The sequence below is a fragment of the Rhizobium ecuadorense genome (assembly GCF_001187535.1).
In the GTDB taxonomy this organism is placed as follows: domain Bacteria; phylum Pseudomonadota; class Alphaproteobacteria; order Rhizobiales; family Rhizobiaceae; genus Rhizobium; species Rhizobium ecuadorense.
Genome location: NZ_LFIO01000207.1, coordinates 164,269 through 184,116, shown reverse-complemented (window position 1 = coordinate 184,116; position 19,848 = coordinate 164,269). Strand labels below are relative to the sequence as shown.

General features: G+C 59.7%; 13 protein-coding genes. 5 read left to right on the top strand and 8 right to left on the bottom strand.

Annotation, left to right across the window (positions count from 1 at the left end):
- Positions 1-87: 87 nt before the first annotated feature.
- From AF337_RS05575 to AF337_RS05545, 7 genes are all read right to left on the bottom strand, one after another.
- Positions 88-3,465: a DEAD/DEAH box helicase gene (locus tag AF337_RS05575; RefSeq protein ID WP_049731342.1), complete on the bottom strand. Its 3,378-nt coding sequence runs from the start codon at positions 3,463-3,465 to the stop codon at positions 88-90.
- Between the two features lie 133 nt (positions 3,466-3,598).
- Entirely contained in the window at positions 3,599-5,242 is a 1,644-nt protein-coding gene (locus AF337_RS05570) for a GNAT family N-acetyltransferase (protein WP_049731341.1), read from the bottom strand.
- Between the two features lie 259 nt (positions 5,243-5,501).
- Positions 5,502-5,993 (bottom strand): hypothetical protein, encoded by a 492-nt coding sequence (locus tag AF337_RS05565; protein ID WP_049731340.1) that lies wholly within the window; start codon positions 5,991-5,993, stop codon positions 5,502-5,504.
- A 124-nt stretch (positions 5,994-6,117) separates the two neighbouring features.
- Positions 6,118-7,467, bottom strand: coding sequence for an HlyD family type I secretion periplasmic adaptor subunit (locus AF337_RS05560; RefSeq protein WP_049731339.1), 1,350 nt, complete (start codon positions 7,465-7,467; stop codon positions 6,118-6,120).
- A 20-nt stretch (positions 7,468-7,487) separates the two neighbouring features.
- Positions 7,488-9,827 (bottom strand): type I secretion system permease/ATPase, encoded by a 2,340-nt coding sequence (locus tag AF337_RS05555; protein ID WP_049731338.1) that lies wholly within the window; start codon positions 9,825-9,827, stop codon positions 7,488-7,490.
- Positions 9,828-9,852: 25 nt separating this feature from the next.
- The gene (locus AF337_RS05550) at positions 9,853-11,910 is read right to left on the bottom strand and encodes a hypothetical protein (RefSeq protein WP_049731359.1); all 2,058 of its coding nucleotides are present in this window, start codon (positions 11,908-11,910) and stop codon (positions 9,853-9,855) included.
- A gap of 143 nt (positions 11,911-12,053) precedes the next feature.
- A complete protein-coding gene (locus AF337_RS05545) occupies positions 12,054-13,034 on the bottom strand; it encodes a hypothetical protein (protein WP_049731337.1) in 981 nt (326 codons plus the stop codon).
- Between the two features lie 820 nt (positions 13,035-13,854).
- Here AF337_RS05545 and AF337_RS05540 point away from each other — a divergent pair.
- Positions 13,855-14,637 carry a helix-turn-helix transcriptional regulator gene (locus AF337_RS05540; protein WP_049731336.1) on the top strand — a complete coding sequence of 261 codons (783 nt, stop codon included), beginning with the start codon at positions 13,855-13,857 and terminating at the stop codon, positions 14,635-14,637.
- A gap of 49 nt (positions 14,638-14,686) precedes the next feature.
- On the opposite strand, the gene AF337_RS05535 is transcribed toward AF337_RS05540, so the two are convergent.
- Positions 14,687-15,007 (bottom strand): hypothetical protein, encoded by a 321-nt coding sequence (locus tag AF337_RS05535; protein ID WP_049731335.1) that lies wholly within the window; start codon positions 15,005-15,007, stop codon positions 14,687-14,689.
- Positions 15,008-15,395: 388 nt separating this feature from the next.
- Here AF337_RS05535 and AF337_RS05530 point away from each other — a divergent pair, with 388 nt between their 5' ends.
- Genes AF337_RS05530 through AF337_RS05515 form a run of 4 tightly spaced genes read left to right on the top strand, consistent with a single transcriptional unit; the run spans position 15,396 to position 19,845 of the window.
- Positions 15,396-16,433, top strand: coding sequence for a UDP-glucuronic acid decarboxylase family protein (locus AF337_RS05530; RefSeq protein ID WP_049731334.1), 1,038 nt, complete (start codon positions 15,396-15,398; stop codon positions 16,431-16,433).
- A 1-nt stretch (position 16,434) separates the two neighbouring features.
- Positions 16,435-17,418, top strand: a complete 984-nt coding sequence (gene galE, locus AF337_RS05525) for a UDP-glucose 4-epimerase GalE (protein ID WP_049731333.1) — start codon at positions 16,435-16,437, stop codon at positions 17,416-17,418.
- The gene (locus AF337_RS05520) at positions 17,415-19,283 is read left to right on the top strand and encodes a glycosyltransferase family 2 protein (RefSeq protein WP_049731332.1); all 1,869 of its coding nucleotides are present in this window, start codon (positions 17,415-17,417) and stop codon (positions 19,281-19,283) included. Before galE ends, AF337_RS05520 begins: the two co-directional genes overlap by 4 nt.
- Before the next feature lie 37 nt (positions 19,284-19,320).
- Positions 19,321-19,845 (top strand): DUF995 domain-containing protein, encoded by a 525-nt coding sequence (locus tag AF337_RS05515; RefSeq protein ID WP_049731331.1) that lies wholly within the window; start codon positions 19,321-19,323, stop codon positions 19,843-19,845.
- Positions 19,846-19,848: the final 3 nt, after the last annotated feature.

The following is a 19,848-nucleotide window of genomic DNA, read 5'->3' as shown; positions in this document are numbered from 1 at the left end:
CAATCTTTACTTCCGCAAAAAACCCGCCTCTCGGCGGGTTTTTGCGTTTCTGGACCGTGGTCGGGATAGAACTCAGCGCGCGCAGCTTCAGTCCAGCCCGTTCCGGGCCAGGAATTCTGCTGCCTGCATCGTCTCCAAGGCATTCGCAGTCTCCCTGAAGTAAGGCAAGCTTTGCCAGAGAGTGCGGTCGCCGACGATATAGCAGCGGCGTTTGGCGCGTGTCAGCGCCACATTCAGAAGGTTCGGCTTCGATGCCGCCCAGGCCGCCGCCCCGCTATGCTCGGCATCGGCGCCGAGCACCATGAAGACGATGTCTTCCTCCTTGCCCTGGAAGGTATGCACCGTTCCTATCCGCTCCCGCAGCCACCGTGACAGTTTCGATGGCGAACGCATATTCCCGTGGCGATCGACCCATGACGCATGGGCCAGAGACTGCCTCAGGCTGTTTTTGATCTCCTTGAAGGGCGAAATGATATAGAGATCCGGCAATGCGCCATCGCGGCGATAGGTGGCAGTGAGGACGCCGACGATGAAGTCCGTCTGTTCGGCAACGGTCTGTTTGCCCGATACCCTGCCCCTGACGTCGATCCAGGCGCTGTCGCCATAAAACGGCGGTGCGTCGCCGGCCGGGCGGCGACTATCCAGCCCGAATACCATCTTGTTCTGATAGGCGATCCGGTTGGCAAGGCCGAACATCGGATCGATGCAGCGCCGGTGCACCCTGAGAGGGCAGCCGATCCAGAGCCCGTCCGCTTCCTCGCTTTGAACCGTCGTTCCATAGCGGTTGGCGGCATCGGCGAGCATCTGCACCGACGCCCGGTTCGGCGAATATTGTCCTGCCGCCGTGTGGGGTGAAAGAGCCGAAGCGGCGGTGATCAGGGTGCTCGGAAGGATAAAGACCGGTTCGATCTGATGGGGATCGCCGATCGCCATGACGCGGCGCCCCCGCAGCAAAGCCCCGACCGCCGCTTGCGGCACCGCCTGACCGGCCTCGTCGATGAAGACCCAGCCGATCGAACCGGCTTCAAGCCCGCGGAACTGCCGGGCGAAGGAGGCGAAGGTCGTCGAGACGATGGGAACGATCATGAAAAGGCTCTGCCAGATCAATGCAATGTGCGCGTCATCGACGGGACTGTTGTTGGACAGGAGTTTGCTGATGGCGACGATGTTTCCGCCAAAACCGCGGCCTTTCCTGCCAACCTCCGCCAGCCATGCTTGATGCAGCGTCAACGCTGCTTCCAGCAATGCCGACCGCAGACCTGCCAGCTCGTCCTGATGCCAGAGGCCGCCGATCTGGAACCGGTCGGTCTCGAGATCGGCGAGAGACCCGGGTATGGCGGGATGACCGAGAACCTCGCCCAGACCGTCGAGTTCCTCTCTTTTCCTCACCCAGATATTCTGCCGTGACCGCAGTGCCTGTTCGGCCCGCTCATGTTCCCGCAAAGCCTGTTCCAGCTGAGGTTCATGGGTTTTCGTAAGACGATGCTCGCAGTCCGCCAGCGCCTTGCGCAAGTCCAGCTGCCGGCGCGCATTGGCGCCGACATCCTGCCGATGCTGCCGGGCGGGAGTGTTGGGCAGCACTCGTTCCCACCACGCAGGCGCGCTGCGGTCGAGCAGCTGTTCCTCCTCCTTCAGATCCGACAATCCTTGCCTGATCCGAAGCATTTCGGCCGCCACCATATCGCAGCGCTCCTGCGCGCGCCGAAGTTCGGCGGCGGCTGTCCCGACCCGTTGAAGCGCGTCGCCGCAGAATGCATCCTGCGAAGCCAGGCTGATGTCGTCACGGAGATCGGCATAGCGTGCATATTGACCGATCTTGTCGCGAATCCGGTCGTCGGCGGCACGAAAGGCCGACGATGCTTCGGCGAAGCTCGGCCCCTCGTAACCCTCTCGCCATTCCCAGATGGTTTGCGGCTTTGCCGCACCTGACCAGCCGGGGTTTGGCCTTTCGGCGATTTCCATGAAGGCGAAACGTTCTTTGAAGGCTCGGCGGTTCCTGGCGTTGCCGAGCGCACAGGCGACCAGCCCCCATGGACGGTCGCCGTCGGAAAGTTTGACAGCGGCGCCATTGTCTTTTTGGCAAGCGATCTTGTGTGCGATCGTCTGCAGATATTCGAGTGAAGACGCCCTGGCAATCGAACTCCGCTTGGGAAGGTCGCGCGAAATATTCTCCACCGCTGCATTGTTGGAGGAGGCGACGACCATTTCGAAACCGGTAAGGGCCGGGATCAGCGCCGATATCGAGGCGGTGCTGCGGTCTGCGAAGGTGGCGCGGCGCGGCGATCCGTCAAAGGCATCGCGCGCCGCCTTCAAGGAGGAGAGCACGCGGGCGCGCCGAACGAGATTCTCCGCGAACATGTCGCGAAGCAGGGTGGTCTTTCCCGTCCCCGGTGGTCCGTTGACCGAGAAAAGCCCGGTTTCCGAAAGCTCGCCGATGGCCGAATTGATCGCGAACTGCTGCATGAGGCTCATCGCGTGATGAGGTTCGCTGAGCCAGCGTCCGCGGTTGAGATTTCCGGGGTGTAGAGCCCGAACGATCGCCTTCCGCCCATCCTCCGAATAGAGGTCGATCCGCCTCTCCGGGGCAAGCGGGGTGAGATATCGCCTGAGCGGCTCGGGAATATCGCCGTGTTTGACGCGCATCATCGCCCGCTCGATGTCCTCGATGAAGAAGCTGTTCAGGATGCCGATCTCTTCCTCGACACTTGCGCGCTCATCCTCCTCGTCGTCGGCATCGGGGGCATGGCCCTCCTGCTGCGGCGGCAACGAAAGAACGTCAGGCCGTTCCGCCCTGTCTTTGTAGCGTATTTCAACGGCGGCGACGGGCTTCTCCTGACGCGCGGCAAAGCCCGCCCAATCGCAGAGCAATTCATGCAGCGTCAGGATTTCGCTGGCATCGAGCGGCTGATCGGCATCGTCATCGAGGGATGAAGATCTCAGCTGCCGCTGCGCCCGAAAATTCTGAAGCAATTCCGTCAGCTGCCGCTTGCTGTCGGCAAACGCCTCGTGGCTGAGCGAGGCGAGCCCCGATTTACGCACGCGTCCCAGAGCCCATGGAAGCGTCGAAACGGAAAATGTTTCGAAAATCGGCTGCCCCAGCGGCGTCAGCTGCAGGCTGGCAAAGCAGGTATCGCCATCGAGATCGCCGCGTTCAGCATCCTCATATTCGGCGATATCGGCCGCAACGCGGTCGAAGTGCTGGCGGACAGACGTAATTTCGGATTTGCCGAAAACGCCGAGGAACAGGGTAAAACCCGTGATCTGCTTCTCCTCGGGGATTGCTGGACGGCTGAGCCCGGCACTGTCATCGTCGAGTGTCTTGGCATGCAACCAGAAGACACTTCGCCCTTCACCTGCGACGATACGGCTGGAGAGATCGTAGGGAATGAAGAACTCGATCTTGTGCCAGAAGTCGAGAATGGCCAGAAGCCGTTCCCTTTCGGCGCCATCTGCATTGGTCTGCATGAGTTTCCAACTGAGGAGTTGCAAAATAGGCTTGCGCCTCTTTTAGCAACGATCGCAGCTCAAAATCAAAGACCATGGCGGCTGGGCGTCCAGAAACCGCCCGAGCACATTTACGCCGCCGGCAGGTATCTCGTCAGTGCAGCCGCGGCCGGCGTCGTTCGCCGAGTCGGTTCCAGCGGGCGAGGGTCTCGGGCACGACATCGGTCTTGTGAGGCGCGGGCTCGGCGCTCGCCTGGATCCGTTCGAGGGCGGCATTTGCCTTGGCGATATAGTCGAGTGCGGCTGGATCGTCGGAATGCACGTCCCGGATCGCGGCGAAAACGGCCTCCGCCTCGGCCAGCCGTTTGCTGGCCGCAAGAGCGATGCCACGCTTGTAGTGCGCCTGGATCAGATGCGGCCCGACCTCGCCGACCCGGCGGAACGTCTCCGCGGCCTGGTCGTATTGATGCAGGGCAAGCTGCGTGTCGCCAAGCCGCATCCGGATCGGCGTCGGATCGGGCGCTTGCTCGGCGAGGGCCTTATAGGCAGCCAGCGCCTCCGTCAGCTTGCCCCGGTCAAACAGCAGATTGGCGATCCCGAATTCCGCACCGGTATGGCCGGGAACCGATTGCAGGACCTGATTGAAGGCGATCTCGGCTTTCCCGCGGGCGCCGTTGCGGTACATGTCGAGCGCCTGTTCGTAGACGAAACGAACACTGCGCGGGTTGAGCGTGCCATGCAGATTCTGGCCGTTGCGGGTGCGGAACAGGGTGCAGCTGATCCGTCGTTCCTCGACCCCGAACATATATTTATAGGGCTCGTTTCCGCGCAGGAAGTCGTAGGTCTTGAAGCCGTGCTCGATCGCCCGCCGGATGCAATAGCCATGCAGGATGAGACCGGGAGACGGCGTCTTCCAGGTCTCGTCGCGGCCGGTGATATAGAACAGGACTGCCTTCTTCTGCCGGTCGACGATATTCGCCAGCGCGCCGAGCGGCTGGTCGCCATGCCAGAAGACTGGCACGTCGAGGTTGCCGCTGTTGAAGCAGTCCATCAGCATTTCGCGCGTGGTGATGATCAGTCGCTCGGTCCGCTCGGTGCCTTTGCGGGCGCTCCACTTGGTCCGCCAGAGATTGAAGAGGATGTCCAGGTCGCGCTCGATGGTCGCGGGGCTCGCCATCGTGATCCGGTAAATATCGTCTCCTTCGACCTTGCGCAGAAACCGCCGCAGCTTCTGGCGCGTCTGGCTGCTCATGCGCTGGTCGAGATAATCGTCGAAGCTTGCTGGCAGGGGAACGATGGGGCAGATCGTATTATCGATATTTTCGCTGTTTTTCGGCGAGCTGTCGCGAAACATCACCTCCGGCCCCTTCAGCGCCTCGATCATCTTCTCGCGCCGCCCGGCTGGGCCACAGAAATATTCGAGCTTCAGGTCCGTCCAATTCTGATGTTTGAGAAACGAGGCGAAGCCGGCAATGGCATGATGCTCGTAATCCGGCCTGACGATGAAGCCGGTATAATCGGCCGCAAAATTGCCAGCCATCATGATCTCGTCGTAGAATTGCCCGGTCTTTTCGTTCAGATGCGTGATCAGGCGCAAGGGAAAAAAAGCCACATAGGATGCTTCCGGATCGCGTTCGCGAAGGGCGAGTACGAACCAGCGGCGCCGGCGGGAAAGATAATTCTTCAGCCAGATCCAGGAGAGGAAATGCTGCGCATCGGGATCATCCGTGAAGACCTGATCCCAGTTGTCGCGTACCGCCTCGAACCCGGCAATGGTGTCGATGATATCTATGCGCATGTCCGCCCCCCAATACCCCATACGTTACTCGGGAGCTTTCATTCTAATGCGAAACATCGATCTTCAAATAAACCGTCCGGATGAATTGAAGGGCTTAAATAGGATTAGTCTTGAGCCGGCAAATAATCTAAAATACGACTTTGTTTCTGTTGAAAATTCAAAGCCATAGTGCTCGTCGTGCCGCATTGCATGGCCCGCTTCGCTTCATGTCGCCCGAACGTGTTCCACGCTTGGCGACGCCCCATACATAAGGATTAGATCAGAGCTCGCCGGAGATCTGTGGGCTCGCATGGATGAAGGCCCAGAGCGCCCGGCTGATGGCGACGATTTCGGCGATCGACTTCTCCAGAAGGTCGATCTCGCGTGCATCCATCTGCTCGACTTTGCCGTAGCGGATCTCCTTGTCGTCCTCGACCAGCCGCATCAGCTGCGTGCTCGAAATCTCCCCCTTCTCGTCGAAGGAATAGATGCAGTGGTTGTACTTGTTGCGGGTCTTGGATTCTTTCTTCAGCCGCGACATGGCTGAAAGGATTGCCTTGCGGTCCGAGGGTGAGGTCGAGGCGAGTTTGGCAAGCCGTTCGACGAGATCGATCCGTGCCCGTGTCGTGTTAAGGGTCAGGAAGACGACGATTGCCGCATCCTTTTCGACCCGCAGCAGATGGGCGATGATGTAGATCAGCAGGCTTTCGGTATTCGTCCAGACATAGTTCAGGCGCCCGACCCGCAGGAGGACATCGGACATTGCCGCCATGCTCGCCCTTTCTTCCCCAAAGGGGATGATCCATCCCGGAGGGATGATACATGCCGATACCATATCAGAACAACAGACACATCCTTTATATCCAGCGGATCGCCGTCGTTTGCGGTCGCCGCGGTCAGCGTTCCTTGAAAGCCCGGGACATGCTGTCGGTGATTGGTTTGCTGATATATTCGAAGAAGGTGCGTTCCGACGTCTGGATCAGCACTTCGGCCGGCATGCCGGGAACGGGATGGAAATTATGCACCCGCGCAATCTCGGAATCCGGAATTTGGACGCGCACGATATAGACGTCCTTGACCGAAACCCCCGAATTTTCCTCGATCGAGTCGGCCGAGACGTAAAAGACCCTGCCCTCCAGCACTGGCGTCGTTCGCCGATTGAGCGCCGTCAGACGGATCGAGGCCGTTTCTCCCTCGCGCAGCTGGTCGATGGAGGTGCGCAGCACCTGCGCTTCCAGGATCAGCGGCACGTGCGCCGGCAGGATTTCCATGATCGGCTTGCCCGTCGTGATGACGCCGCCGGCGGTGTGGAAATAAGAGCGCACCACCGTACCCGTCACCGGTGAGCGGATGGTGGTGCGCTCCAGCACGCCGGCAGCCTCACGCATCTGCTGGCGCACGCTGTCCAGATCGGATTCGGCGGTCTCGAGCGCATCGAGCGCCGCCTGCTTGTTGGAATTGACGGCAATGATGGCTTCCTGGCGGAACTTGGCAACCTCTGCCTCGCTCTCGTTGAGCTCGCCGTTCAGGCGAGAAATGTCGCCCATCGCGTCGGCGATCGCCCGCTCGATCGCCAGCAGATCGGTTTTGCGCATATAGCCGACCTTGACCAGCCTGGCCTTGGAATCGCGTTCCTCGGTCAGCAGCGCCAGTTGCCTTTCAAAGGATTCTCGTTGGCCTTTATAGCCGGCGAAACGGTATTCCAGCGACTTGATGTTCTTCTCGATCAGGTTGAGCTGCTCTTCGAGTTTGATCTGCTTGCTGTGGAAGACGACGTTCTGGCTCTGGATGATCGCGCCGATGTCGGGGTCGCTCGCCTCTTTCGTCACGATATCGGGAAACTGGAATTTGCGCAGGCCCTGTGCCTCGGCGCGGAGCCTTGCGACGACGGCTTCCAGGCGCAGGCGGCGTAGCTGCAGCATCCGTTCGTTCGAACGGGATGCGGTGGTGTCGAGGGTCAAGAGGACATCGCCTTCCTTCACCGTGTCGCCTTCACTGACGCGCATTTCCCTGATGATGCCGCCTTCCAGATGCTGGATGATCTTGTTGTTGCCCGTTGCAACGAAGCTCCCCTGCGCGATGACAGCAGAGGCGAGCGGTGCGGTCGCTGCCCAGTAGCCGAAGCCTCCGAACGAGGAGAAAAGAACCGTCAGGCCGACGATGCTGTGCATCCGGATCGAGCGCGGCACGTCGCTATACCATTCGAGCTGCGCCGGACCGGCCGTCTCCTGATTTTTCCGTCCCATGTCGTTCACCCCTATGTCGTTCACCCTTCGATGCGCGGTGCTTGTTGACCGTTATTGCCGTTGTTCTTGGAAAGCGCCTGCAGCACCTCGATCCTTTCGCCGAACATGGCGACAGTGCCCTCCTTGAGCACGAGGATCTTGTCGACGCATTGGAGCAGAGCCGGGCGCTGGGTGATGGTTACGGTGGTGATGCCCTGCTTCTTGGCGTGGATTAGCGCCTTGGCAAGGGCTGCCTCACCTTGGGTATCGAGGTTCGAATTCGGCTCGTCGAGGACCACGAATTTGGGATTGCCGAAGAAGGCGCGGGCAAGCGCGATGCGCTGCTTCTGGCCACCGGAAAGCGGAGCGCCGTCGGCTGCCACGATGGTTTCATAGCCCTGCGGGAAGCCCGCGATGAGCTCGTGCACGTCGGCCAGCACCGCGGCCTCGTAGATCTGGCGATCCTCGACGTCGTCGCGCATGCGGCAGATATTGGCCTTGATCGTGCCGGGAAAGAGCTGCACGTCCTGCGGCAGATAACCGATGCTTTCGCCGAACTGGCGCTGGTCCCAATTGCGCAGATCCATCAGGTCGAGGCGCACACTGCCCGATGTGGGCACGATCGAGCCGACGAGCATCTTGCCGAGCGTCGTCTTGCCGGATCCGGAATTGCCGATGATCGCCAGCGATTCCCCCTTCTTGAGCGAGAAGGAGATGCCGTTGAGAATGACCTTCTTCTGCGGCGGCGGCACGAAGAGAATGCGTTCGACATCGAGCCGGCCTTCGGGGTTGGGAAGGCGCAGACGCGGGAAGTTCAACGGGGAGTTCAAGAGCAGGCTCTTGATCCTGGAATAGGCGGCGGCCGAGCGGTTGAACTGGTGCCAGCCTTCGATGGCGCCTTCGATCGGCGCCAGCGCCCGTCCCGAGATGATCGAGGACGCAATCACCATGCCGCCGGTCAGCTCGCCGGCGAGCGACAGATGCGCACCCCAGCCGAGCAGGGTAACCTGGGTGATCATGCGGCAGGCCTTCGATATGCCGGAGAAGATGATGTTGCGGTCCTGCGCCTCGACCTGCGATTTCAGCGAGCCCGCGGTTTCCCGGCCCCACATCTTCACGGCCTCGGGGATCATCGCCATTGCGTTGATGATCTGCGAATTGCGCGACATGGAATCGAGGTGGAAATTGGCCCGGCTGAGATAGCCGTTGGATTCGGCAAACTGGCGGGCGGTGAATTTCTGGTTCAGATAGGCGATCAGGAAAAGCACCGCGCAGCAGGTGAGGATGATGATGCCGAGATGCGGATGCACGAAATAGACGACCACGACGAAGAGCGGCATTAGCGGCGCATCGAGAAACGCGATCAGCGTGCCTGACGTCAGGAAGCCGCGCAGCAGCTGCAGGTCCTGCAGCGTCTGATAGTCCTTGCCGCTGCCATGCAGCGATGCCCGCGCCGCGGCGCTGAGGATCGGTGCGCCGAGCTGCACTTCGAGCTCCACTGCGGTGCGCATCAGGATGAAGCGACGCACCGAATCCATGAAGGCCTGCAGCAGCACGGCGCCGAGCACGGCGATCGAGAGCATGACGAGCGTGTCGATCGAGCGGCTGGTCAGCACCCGGTCGGATATCTGGAACAGATAGAGCGGGATAGCCAGCAGAAGCACATTGATGGCGATCGTGAACATCATCACGACAACCATGTTGCGTCGGACCGCCGCCATGCCGCGCGAGAGGCTGGCGGCGAAATTCACAGGCTCGCTGCGCTTGTGAAATCCGCCGCCACTTCCTCCGCCCCCGCCCCCGCCGCCCCCGGGATCGGAATTTTTGCCGTTGCCGCCGCCGCCGCTGCGCAGCCGCCTGTCGTTCTCGCTGATCGGACCCCTCTCGCCATCGATGGTTTTGCCGAAGGGCATCGTCGGGTTCGATTTGAGCTCGGTCTCCTCCTTCGGCCTTTCCGGCGCCGCCCGCGCTTCGACCGGCGGCTGGGCCGCTTCGATCGGTTTTACTTCCACCGGTTTTGCTGGCATCGAGCCCTGCAGCATCGCTGCAGGAGGTGCCGTTTCTGCCTTCGTTGCGGCGTCCGGCGAGGCTTCCGTTGTCACCATCTTTTGCGGCAGAGGCGCTTGCACGATGCCTGAGCGCGCCATATCGGCAGCTTCGCTTGCTGCAACTTCGGCCACCTCTTTGCTTCGATCGGGAGATGGCGATGGAGATGGAGAGGCGCTACCGCTGAGCCGGCGAAGGTTCTCGACCGCCTCATCGATCGCAGAGAGGCACAGATTGGTCGTCTTCGCTTCCGAAGGAGCAGCGGAGGGAATATTGCCCGATCTGAGATCGAGGGCGCTGCCTGCTGCAAACATCTGTTTGGAAATCTGGTTCATCGTGATTCCTCCGCGATCCTTAAGGTCACGCGACCATGGCTTGCATGACGTCGGGATGCCCCGACGACCACGAAAGATCATGCCCGGCATTGATGACGCCATCAGCGGAATCGCCGCCCGCGGGATCGTCGTCATCGAGGAAGGCGATGACTTCGTTGGCAAGTCTGTCGTCGGCCGGTTGCGGCTGTGTCGTATCATGCTCCACCAGCCCGCCCTGAATGAGGATGGCGTCCGAATAGAGCTGGCCTGCCAGATAGGTGGTGTCGCCGAAACTGTCGTAGTCGACGATCTCGGCGATGTTGATGACCGCATTGCTGCCGGTGTCGATCGTAACAGTGGCATCGGGATTGTTCTCGATGAGCGTCGATGCCGCCAGGGTCACATCATCGGAATCACCGAGGATGCTCACCTGCTTGATAATCGTCATGTCGTAGAGATTGCCGGTGATGTAGAGCACGTTGAGCCCGGCATATCCCTGGAAATTCGCATCGAACGACAGCCCTTCCGGCATATTGGGATCGTGATCTTCGATCGCTTTCTGCGCTTCGACCATATAGTCCGGCATCGCCTCGAAGCTGCCCGTCCCGACATTGTGGATCGAGGCGAAATTCCAGATCAGGTTGTTGCCGGTTTCAATGTCGGCGCCGGGATCGGCGTCGTTTTCCGCCCGTACCCAGTCATTGTCGTAGAGCAGCGAGATCTGCGTGATGCTGTTGATGTCGAGCACATTCCCGCCGATGATCACCAGATCATATTGCATGCCCATGCCGAAAAAGGAGGAGAAGTTGATGGAGGTATTGCCGCCTGTCAGAACCGTGGTTTCGGATCCCGAGGTGGTAACCGTCATCGTGTCGTTGTCGCTGATGAAGTGATACTGCTCGACCCATTGTACGAAGGAAACGTCGCCGTCGATGACGCTGACGCGCCAGCTGGTCGGGAACGTCGGATCGGCCGCGTCGGTTTCGGCGTGGCTCGATGCTTCGAAAGTGCTTTGTTGGAACACGGCGATATTCTTGGCGACGGTTCCGGCCTCCTCGGCCGAATAGCCGGATGAGCACAGCGCCGAGGCGATCTCGTCATGATCGCTGTAGACAAAGGATTGGGAAACCGCGTCGACCTGGTGGTAGTTGCCCATCACAGCGGTGACCGAGGCGATGACGCCGGTATTGATCACCGAGGCGACGTTGACGACGACGTTCGCACCGGCGGTCACGTCAAGGCTGTTGCCGCCCGGGTCGGTCTGCTCGACGGATGAATTGCTGTCGTCGGGCTCTTCCGGGAGTTTCGCAAGGCCGCGGTCGGGCAGGAAATCATCGAGCACAGGTATATCGGCCTCGACCTTGCCGTTGATGTAGACGGCGCCGTTGACCTCGGGGTCGATGCGAATGAAATCATGCGTGGCGTCGGCGCTAAGCGGGGTTGCCTCGCTGTCGCCGCTATCTTCACTGTCTTTGCCGTCCTCGGTATTCTTGGCGTTCTGGATATAGTTTTCGATATCCTGGGCGATTTTCAGCGCGCCATCATAGGTATCGGTTCGGTGGAGGTCCGAAAAAGGCGTGTAGAGTTCGGCCGCGGTGCTGAACTCCGCCAGCCGCTCGATCACGAAACTCGTGTCCCGGGCAGCATGGATGCCGTCCGTCATGTCGAGATAGTCGTCGTCGTAAAGCACGTTGACCTGGAGCACATGGCTGATCGACGACCCAGGCCCGGCAAAGACATTCAGCTCCGGCTCATCCGATAGCACGATATCCGTGGGCGAGCCGAAATGCGGTAACGGGATGTCCTTTGCGGCAATCGCCGCCAGTTTCTCGAGGCTTTCTTCGAAGACGCGGCCCAAATGGCGCGCCGGACCGAATTCGATCTCGTAACTGCCGCTGTTGTAGATGATACCGGGATCGTAGTCCTTGAGCTGCAGATTGGACGAGAAGGCTGAGGTAAAAGCGTCCTGATCGGGCAGAGCCGGTCCATCTTCGCCAGGACCTGCGCCTTCGGCATATTTGGTGCGCGCCCTCATCTCTTCGGTGGTCATCTCGAAGAGACCGATGAAGTGCGCAATGATTTCCGAAATCTTCTCGATATGCATGGTTCGGCCCTCCCATTCGAAATGACGATCGGCCTTGGAAGCGGCCCCGCCGGGAGCCATGGTGTGGTCGTCAAACCGTTTTCAAACAGTCGAACTGCACCGGCGGCGCCGGTGCAGTTCGTCTTCGTCCTTGGAGGTCAGTGTCAGGTGCTGGTATCCTCGCCGACGTCGGAGGCATGAGAATTGCCGCCGATGACGCTGGAGTCGACTGTGTTGCTGAGTAGGTTCGCGCCCTGAACGAGCTCGAGGTGGAAGCCGGAATTGGCAAGGATCGCGGAGGCATCGGCTGCGCTCGACCCGCTGGCGTCGTCGCCGGCCTTGAGATCCCAGCCCTTGCCGTCCATCTCCATGCCTTCCGCGCTATCGGCGGTGCCGGCATTGGCGTTCAGATGGTTCTGGGCGCCGTCGTTGTCCATCTTGATGTTCCAGGCACTGTCCTGGTCAGCCAGATGGTTCGCCTGGACGGCGCTGAAGCCGCTGTCGTTGCCGGCACCCGTCAGCGAATCGTTGAGAATGTTGTCGACGTCGAGCGTGAAGGAGAAGTCGTCGCCGAGATTGAAGGCGAGGTCGTGGCCGGCAACGCCGAGGTTGTCGAAGTCCTTGACGTCCTCGATGACGGCGAAGTCGGTGTCGGTCTTGTTGAAGCTGTCAGCGGTATTGTTGCTGTCGGAGATCGTCTTGGTGTCCGTATCCGTAATGGTCTTGATATCGGTGTCGGTCACGGTCTTCGTATCGGTGTCCGTGATCGTCTTGGTGTCGGTGTCGTTGTCGCTGTACGACTTGCTGTCATAACTCCAGTCGTAGTCGTTATTGGAGTCGGTAATCGTCGTGGTCTTGGTGCTCGTATCGTCGTCGGATTTGTAGCTCCAGTCGTATTCGTTGTCGCGGTTGTCGCCGTTATTGGCAGACACATCGATGTCGGCCTTTACCTCGACGTCGACGCTGTTGTCGGTATTGTCGCGGTTGTCGCCATTGGCGACGCCCCCGACATAACCGGTCGAGCCGTCGTCGACTTCCGTTGAATTGATGGCGCTGTTGGCATAGCCGTCGGCAAGCGCCCCGACCTTGGTGATTTCGGTTTCGTCGCCCGATGATTTCGGGTCGTGTTTATAGGCGTCGGACATCAAACGTTCTCCAGAAAAAAACCGGAGCAGCCTTTCGAAATCCCTCTCATCTCAAATGGGATTTTGCTCGCGCTCGCTCCGATGTGGTTAACATCGGCAGATGTATTCGGTACCAGTCATCTGCGGCTTTTCGCGATTTGTTGATCAAACCGTTGGTATTGGGATTGTACGTACTCAGTACAAGGCCGCACATATCCAGCTCCACATCCTAAAGAGGATAAGGAGTATCCAGGCGTTATTGTCGTTGAGTTGCCCTAAATGGATGCCATGTATCAAAAACACACGCCGATACCTGGATCGTCCATGCCGCCTCTTGGGCGACGATCACAGATTGCTGGAAAAAATGCGGAGCCGATAGATATCAATTCGGGCTAAGGCGGATTTGCCACGTCCGGCTAGCCTCTTCCGGTGCAACGTCGGGACGTCTTTGTGGGTGGCGGTGCCCGTGTCTCTGGAATCCGGAAGCCCCGCATTCGCGGCTGGGTTGAGGTCCACTTTGCGGCGGTTCCGACACCTCATGCAGGCCGAAAATATAACAATCTGTACTGAACTATTACATTCAGCTCTCATCTATAGTGAGAGCAAATATAACCTTGAAGTACCCATATCAGTAAAAATGCAACCAAAGCTTAGTATATTATCGTTTTTTGCCCACTAAAACTAATCACTTTGGGCCATTTCCTTCCCTCTCAATCCGTATTAACATAATTAAGAAATGTCTAAAAAATAAAGCGGTGAGATCAGGGGCAGGCATTTCTTACTATCGAATACCCGCCATCGCTCCACGTTTGAGTAAAGTGTAACGCTAGGGGAGGCGTATATGTTCATGACAAGCTCAGGAATGGAGAATACAGACCAGTGCAAGAAATTAGGTTCATCCGGAAATACTATATTAGTCGTCGCCAAAGCCGATCTGTTTTCGGAATGCATGGTAGAGGCGCTAGCCAAGAAATTTCCGAACTGTGATGTGGCGAGCATAACAAGCACGAAGCCGATGCTGGAAAAAGATGCCGGCGATTTGAAGCTCGTTTTATTCTATCATATACCTGCGCCGGAGCTTCATGAGGCGCTGCAGGCTGCCCGCGAAAACCACCCGGAAACCTCTGTCGGACTTGTCGTCGAAGCCATCGACATGCTCGAACCCTATGTCAGTCGCCTGGTGGAGGCAAGGATCATCGATGGCGTCCTGCCGCTCAACCTGCGGCTCGATGTCTTCATGGCCGCGGTGGATCTGCTGATGAAGGGCGGCGAACATTTTCCGTCAGCCCTGCTCAATCGCCTCACCAACAAGAACACCCAGCTGGAGCCTTCGCTCTATCAGACAAAATCGGTTGATGCGGCGCGTACCAATGCGCTGAAGCTGAGACGCGACAGCATCTCCTCTTTGACCACGCGCGAGGTTCAGATCCTGGATCTCATCTGCAAGGGCACGCAAAACAAGATCATCGCCGACAAGCTGCATCTTTCCGAAAACACCGTGAAGGTTCACGTCCGCAACATCTACAAGAAGATGAACGTCCGAAACCGCACGGAAGCTGCATCCCGTTTCTTCAACGAGCATCCCGCCGGCGAGGACGACATGTCCGGCCGGTGGCGCAACTGATCTACCCCGCCGCGCGTCTGTTCAGGCACGCAAGGAGGCGTAGCACGTTTCAGATCGACGGTCGTGCGAAGCAGCGCGACTTCTGTCCGAAGCCGCTTGGAGAGCAGATATAAGGCGCCGAGCCGTGATAGGCGACGCGAACCGTAGATGCAGCCGGGCGTTCGCGCCGATTTGCCGGATAGGCATAGGCTTTCGCGACGCGCGGCGCCTCGACGACGACGACGTTCTTTTTGGCGACGGCGGCGATGTCGTCGTTGACGACCGTACAGGCCGTCGTTCCGATCGCAAGAAGCGTCGTTCCCCCGGCAAACATCGCAAAATGAAAAAGACGCCAGCCTCTCGGCTGCGCTGCAGCTTGTTTTTTCAACATGGCCAAAATCCCTCGCATATGGCGCTTCCGGATGCAAGACCGGTCGTGCAGTTCCGCGCGGCCAACCCTACCATTACTTATAGATCAACTTCATGGAGTGAAGCTTGAGTGAGGCCAGGACACTCGTTCTGAGGGAATAATAGATATAAAATGATTAATCATTTGTTAATTTTAAGAATAGTTACGTAATTATTTTGGATACTGAGGCTTTTTGAAGTTGACCTTAGCTGTTATCGCCTTATCATTTTAATAGTAATTCAATTGCCTGAAGAATAATTCAAAAGTTATTCATGTTTGGATAGTCGCTATCAAGAATGTCCAATCGGATAGGCAAGACGTGCAGCGCATAACTAAAACAAAAGACTAAATACATGGGAAGGGGTTTGTAATGCGTAGTTTCGTTCCCAACGAAGGTTCTTCCGAAGTAGCAGGCGTGCCGGTGCTCAGGGAGCCGGGCACCGCTCTGGTAAATGGCGGGGCGGGTTTCCTCGGCTCGCATCTCTGCGAAAGGCTTCTGCAGCGCGGCCACCGAGTTATCTGTCTCGATAATTTTTCGACCGGCCGCCGCGTGAATGTCGATCATCTCGCCTCGAACGCCCGTTTTCACGTCGTCGAGCACGATGTTCGCCAGCCCTTCGATATTGAAGCGTCGCTCATCTTCAACTTCGCCTCGCCGGCCTCTCCGCCCGACTATCAGCGGGATCCGGTGGGCACATTGCTCACCAATGTGCTTGGCGCGGTCAACACCTTGGATTGCGCCCGCAAGACCGGTGCGACCGTCGTTCAGTCGTCGACGTCGGAGGTCTATGGCGACCCGAACCAGAGCCCGCAGCACGAATCCTATTGCGGCAATGTCAACCCGATCGGACCGCGGGCCTGTTACGACGAAGGCAAACGCAGCGCCGAGACCCTGTTTTTCGATTATCACAGGACTTACGGCGTCGACATCAAGGTGGGCCGTATCTTCAACACCTATGGGCCGCGCATGCGTCTGGATGACGGCCGGGTGGTCTCCAACTTCATCGTGCAGGCGCTGCGCAATGCGGACCTGACGATCTATGGCGATGGTCAGCAGACCCGCTCTTTCTGCTATGTTGACGATCTCGTCGAGGGCTTTCTGCGTTTCTCGGCCGCCGGCAGCGCCTGCCACGGTCCGATCAACCTCGGCAACCCGACCGAGATCACGGTTCGGCGCCTGGCGGAAATCATCCGCGACCGGACCAATTCGCGCTCCCGCATCGTTCATCTGCCTGCGGTCACCGACGACCCCCGCCAGCGCCGACCGGATATTTCCCGGGCGATCGCCGATCTGGGCTGGCAGCCCTGCATCGGCCTCGAAACCGGCCTGGCGCGCACCGTCGATTATTTCGACGGCTTGCTTACTGGCGCAAAGAAGGCCGGCGCCGAGAAGGCGGAGGTCGTATGACATGCCCCGCTACATTCTGGTTACCGGCGGCGCCGGTTTCATAGGCAGTCATATCTGCAAAACGCTGGCGCGGGCCGGCATGATCCCGGTCACCTATGACAATCTGTCGACAGGGCATGCCGACAGTGTCCGCTGGGGACCGCTGATCCGGGCGGACCTCGCCGATGCAGCCACACTGCGCCGAACGCTCGCAGAGTTTTCGCCCGATTGCGTCATCCATTGCGGCGCCAATGCCTATGTCGGCGAATCCGTCGAGATGCCCAGGAAATATTACCGCAACAACGTCGTCGGCAGCCTGACGCTGCTGGAGGCCTGCCTCGACCAGGATATCGAACGGATCGTCTTTTCGAGCAGCTGCGCCACCTATGGCGTCCCCGCCTCCCTGCCGATAGGCGAAGAAACGCCACAGCAACCGGTCAATCCCTACGGCCGCACCAAACTGATCTTCGAGATGGCGCTCGAAGATTTTGCCGCCGCCTACGGGATCCGTTTTGCCGCGCTGCGTTATTTCAATGCGGCCGGCGCCGATCCGGAGGGTGAGCTTGCCGAGCGTCACCAGCCCGAGACCCATCTCATCCCTCGCGCCCTTCTCGCTGCCGCCGGCAGGCTGGAGCGGCTCGATATCTTCGGCACCGATTATCCCACCGAAGACGGAACCTGTGTGCGCGACTATATTCATGTCAGCGATCTCGCACAGGCGCATCTTGCCGCCGTCAATCATCTGATGGCCGATGGCGGCTCGCTCAGCGTCAATCTCGGTTCCGGCCGGGGCACTTCGGTGCGCGAGATCCTCGAAGCCATCCACCGGGCGACCGGCCGTGAAGTTCCCGTCCGGTATCGCCCCCGCCGGGCCGGCGATCCGCCGATCCTCTTTGCCGAAACGGCAAGAGCGAAGGCGGAACTCGGCTTCACGCCCGCTCTTTCGGATATCGATACGATCATCCGCACCGCCGGTCCGACTTTCGGCCTGAAGGTGACGGCATGAGCATTGGTTCGGAAATCGGCCACCGTGCCAGGACGGCGAAAGCCGCCGCCGCGGATACTTTCGATCCAGTTTTTACCGGCTGGAACCGTGCCGCTTACGGCCTCGGCATCCTCTGCTGGCTGGCGGCCCTCGGCTATTTTTGGATCTGGTGGTGCCAGTCGGCCCACATCATTTCCTGGACCGCTTTCGTGCTCATCACCCTCGTGCTGGGCTGGATCACGCTCGTTCCGGCCTATTTCATCCTGATCTTCCTCGACGCGCGGACGGTCAGCCCGCGCGCGCGGCTGCCGGAGGGGCGGGTGGCGATGGTGGTCACCAAGGCACCGTCCGAGCCTTTTGCCGTCGTCCGCGCCACGCTGCAGGCGATGCTCGATCAGGTCGGCGTCGATTTCGATGTCTGGCTGGCCGACGAGGATCCTTCGGAAGAGACCCGGCGCTGGTGCGCCGAGCACGGCGTGCTGATCTCCACTCGAAAGGGGGTGGCGGACTATCATCGCGCAGCCTGGCCGCGCCGGACGCGCTGTAAGGAAGGCAATCTCGCCTATTTCTACGACCATTTCGGCTATGCGCGTTACGATTTCGTCGCCCAGTTCGATGCCGATCACGTGCCGACGCCGACCTATCTCCGCGAGGTCCTGCGTCCCTTCGCCGATCCCGCGATCGGCTATGTCTCCGCGCCCAGCATCTGCGATGCGAATGCCGCTACGAGCTGGGCGGCGCGCGGCAGGCTCTATGCCGAGGCCAGCCTGCATGGTTCGCTGCAGACCGGTTACAACAATGGCTGGGCGCCGCTTTGCATCGGTTCACATTATGCGGTTCGCACGTCAGCGCTTCGTCAGATCGGCGGCCTCGGCCCCGAGCTTGCCGAAGACCATTCGACGACGCTGATGATGAATGCCGGCGGCTGGCGCGGCGTGCATGCCGTCGATGCGATCGCCCATGGCGACGGCCCGGCGAATTTTGCCGATCTCGTTGTCCAGGAGTTCCAGTGGTCGCGCAGCCTGGTTACCATTCTGCTGCAACATTCCAGCCGTCATATCGGGCATCTGCCGTGGCGGCTAAAATTTCAGTTCGTGTTCTCGCAGCTGTGGTATCCGCTTTTTTCCGCATTCATGGCGGTGATGTTCCTGCTGCCGGTTGCCGCCTTGCTGACGGGCCATGTCTTCGTCAACGTCACCTATCCGGATTTTCTGCTGCATTTCGCACCGATATCGGGCGTGCTGACGCTGTTTTCCGTCTTCTGGCGGGCGACGGGAAGCTTCAGGCCGCATGATGCGAAACTGTTCGGCTGGGAGGGGCTGGCCTTCATCTTCCTGCGCTGGCCATGGTCGCTCGCCGGCAGCCTGGCGGCCGTGCGCGATTATATCTCCGGCTCCTTTGTCGATTTCCGCATCACGCCGAAAGGAAAGCAGCAGCAACATTCTCTGCCGCTGCGCGTCGTCGCGCCCTACATCGCGCTCGCCGGGCTATGTGCCGTCGCCATGACGCTCGCCAGCGAGGCGGCTGCCGCCCAGGGCTTTTATATCTTTGCCGCGATAAATCTTTCGATCTATCTGTCGGTGACGGTGCTGATCGTCCTTCGCCATGCGATCGAGAACGGTCTGCCGCTTCTACCGCAATCGCACGGGCTGCGGCTCGCGACCGCCATGGGGCTTGCGATCTGGCTTACCGGCGGCATGCAGCTCGGCGGCCATGGTCTCCGCAGCCTCGAAGCCCTTTCCCACGGCCAGCCATTCGTCAGCTTCACCGAAACGCAATTTGCCGTGGCCGGCGCCGGCCTCGGCGGCGGCAAGACCAAGATCACGAAATTCCGTCTCAAATGGAATGGGTTCGGCAACATGGGACGGGACCAACAGGGTGTCTGAGCCGGCGGAACCGGCAAGTGCCGAACAGGAGGATGTAATGCGTATCGGATCGAAACTTTATGGAGCAGCGCTTGCTCTCAGCCTATGCCTGCCGTTGGCGGCACATGGCGAGACAGCCGGCAAGAAGGCGGCGACGCCGACGCCGCTCAGCGCCTATGAGCTCTACCGCATCTACGGCGACAAGACCTGGGTCTGGAACACCGGCGGCGGCCGTTTCTCGGATGACGGCCGGCGGTTCGTCGCCTGGGTGAACGACAAGGGCAAGCAGTCCTTCGCTGAGGGCAAATGGGTAGTCGATGATCTCGGCCAGCTCTGCATGCGCGCCACCTGGACGAATGCCGAGGGTGCGGCCCGCGCCAGCACCTGTTTCGGTCACCGCAAGATCGGCAACACGATCTATCAGCGGCGCCAGCCGGACGGCAATTGGTACGTTTTCCGTCATGCGTCGGTGCGCGGGGATGACGAGTTTCTCAAGCTCGTTTCCATGGATTCGGTCAGCGACAAGGCGCGCGACCTGAAGCAGGTCCTGCTGAGCCAGGAAGTAGCCCGAAAAGGAGGGTGAGTC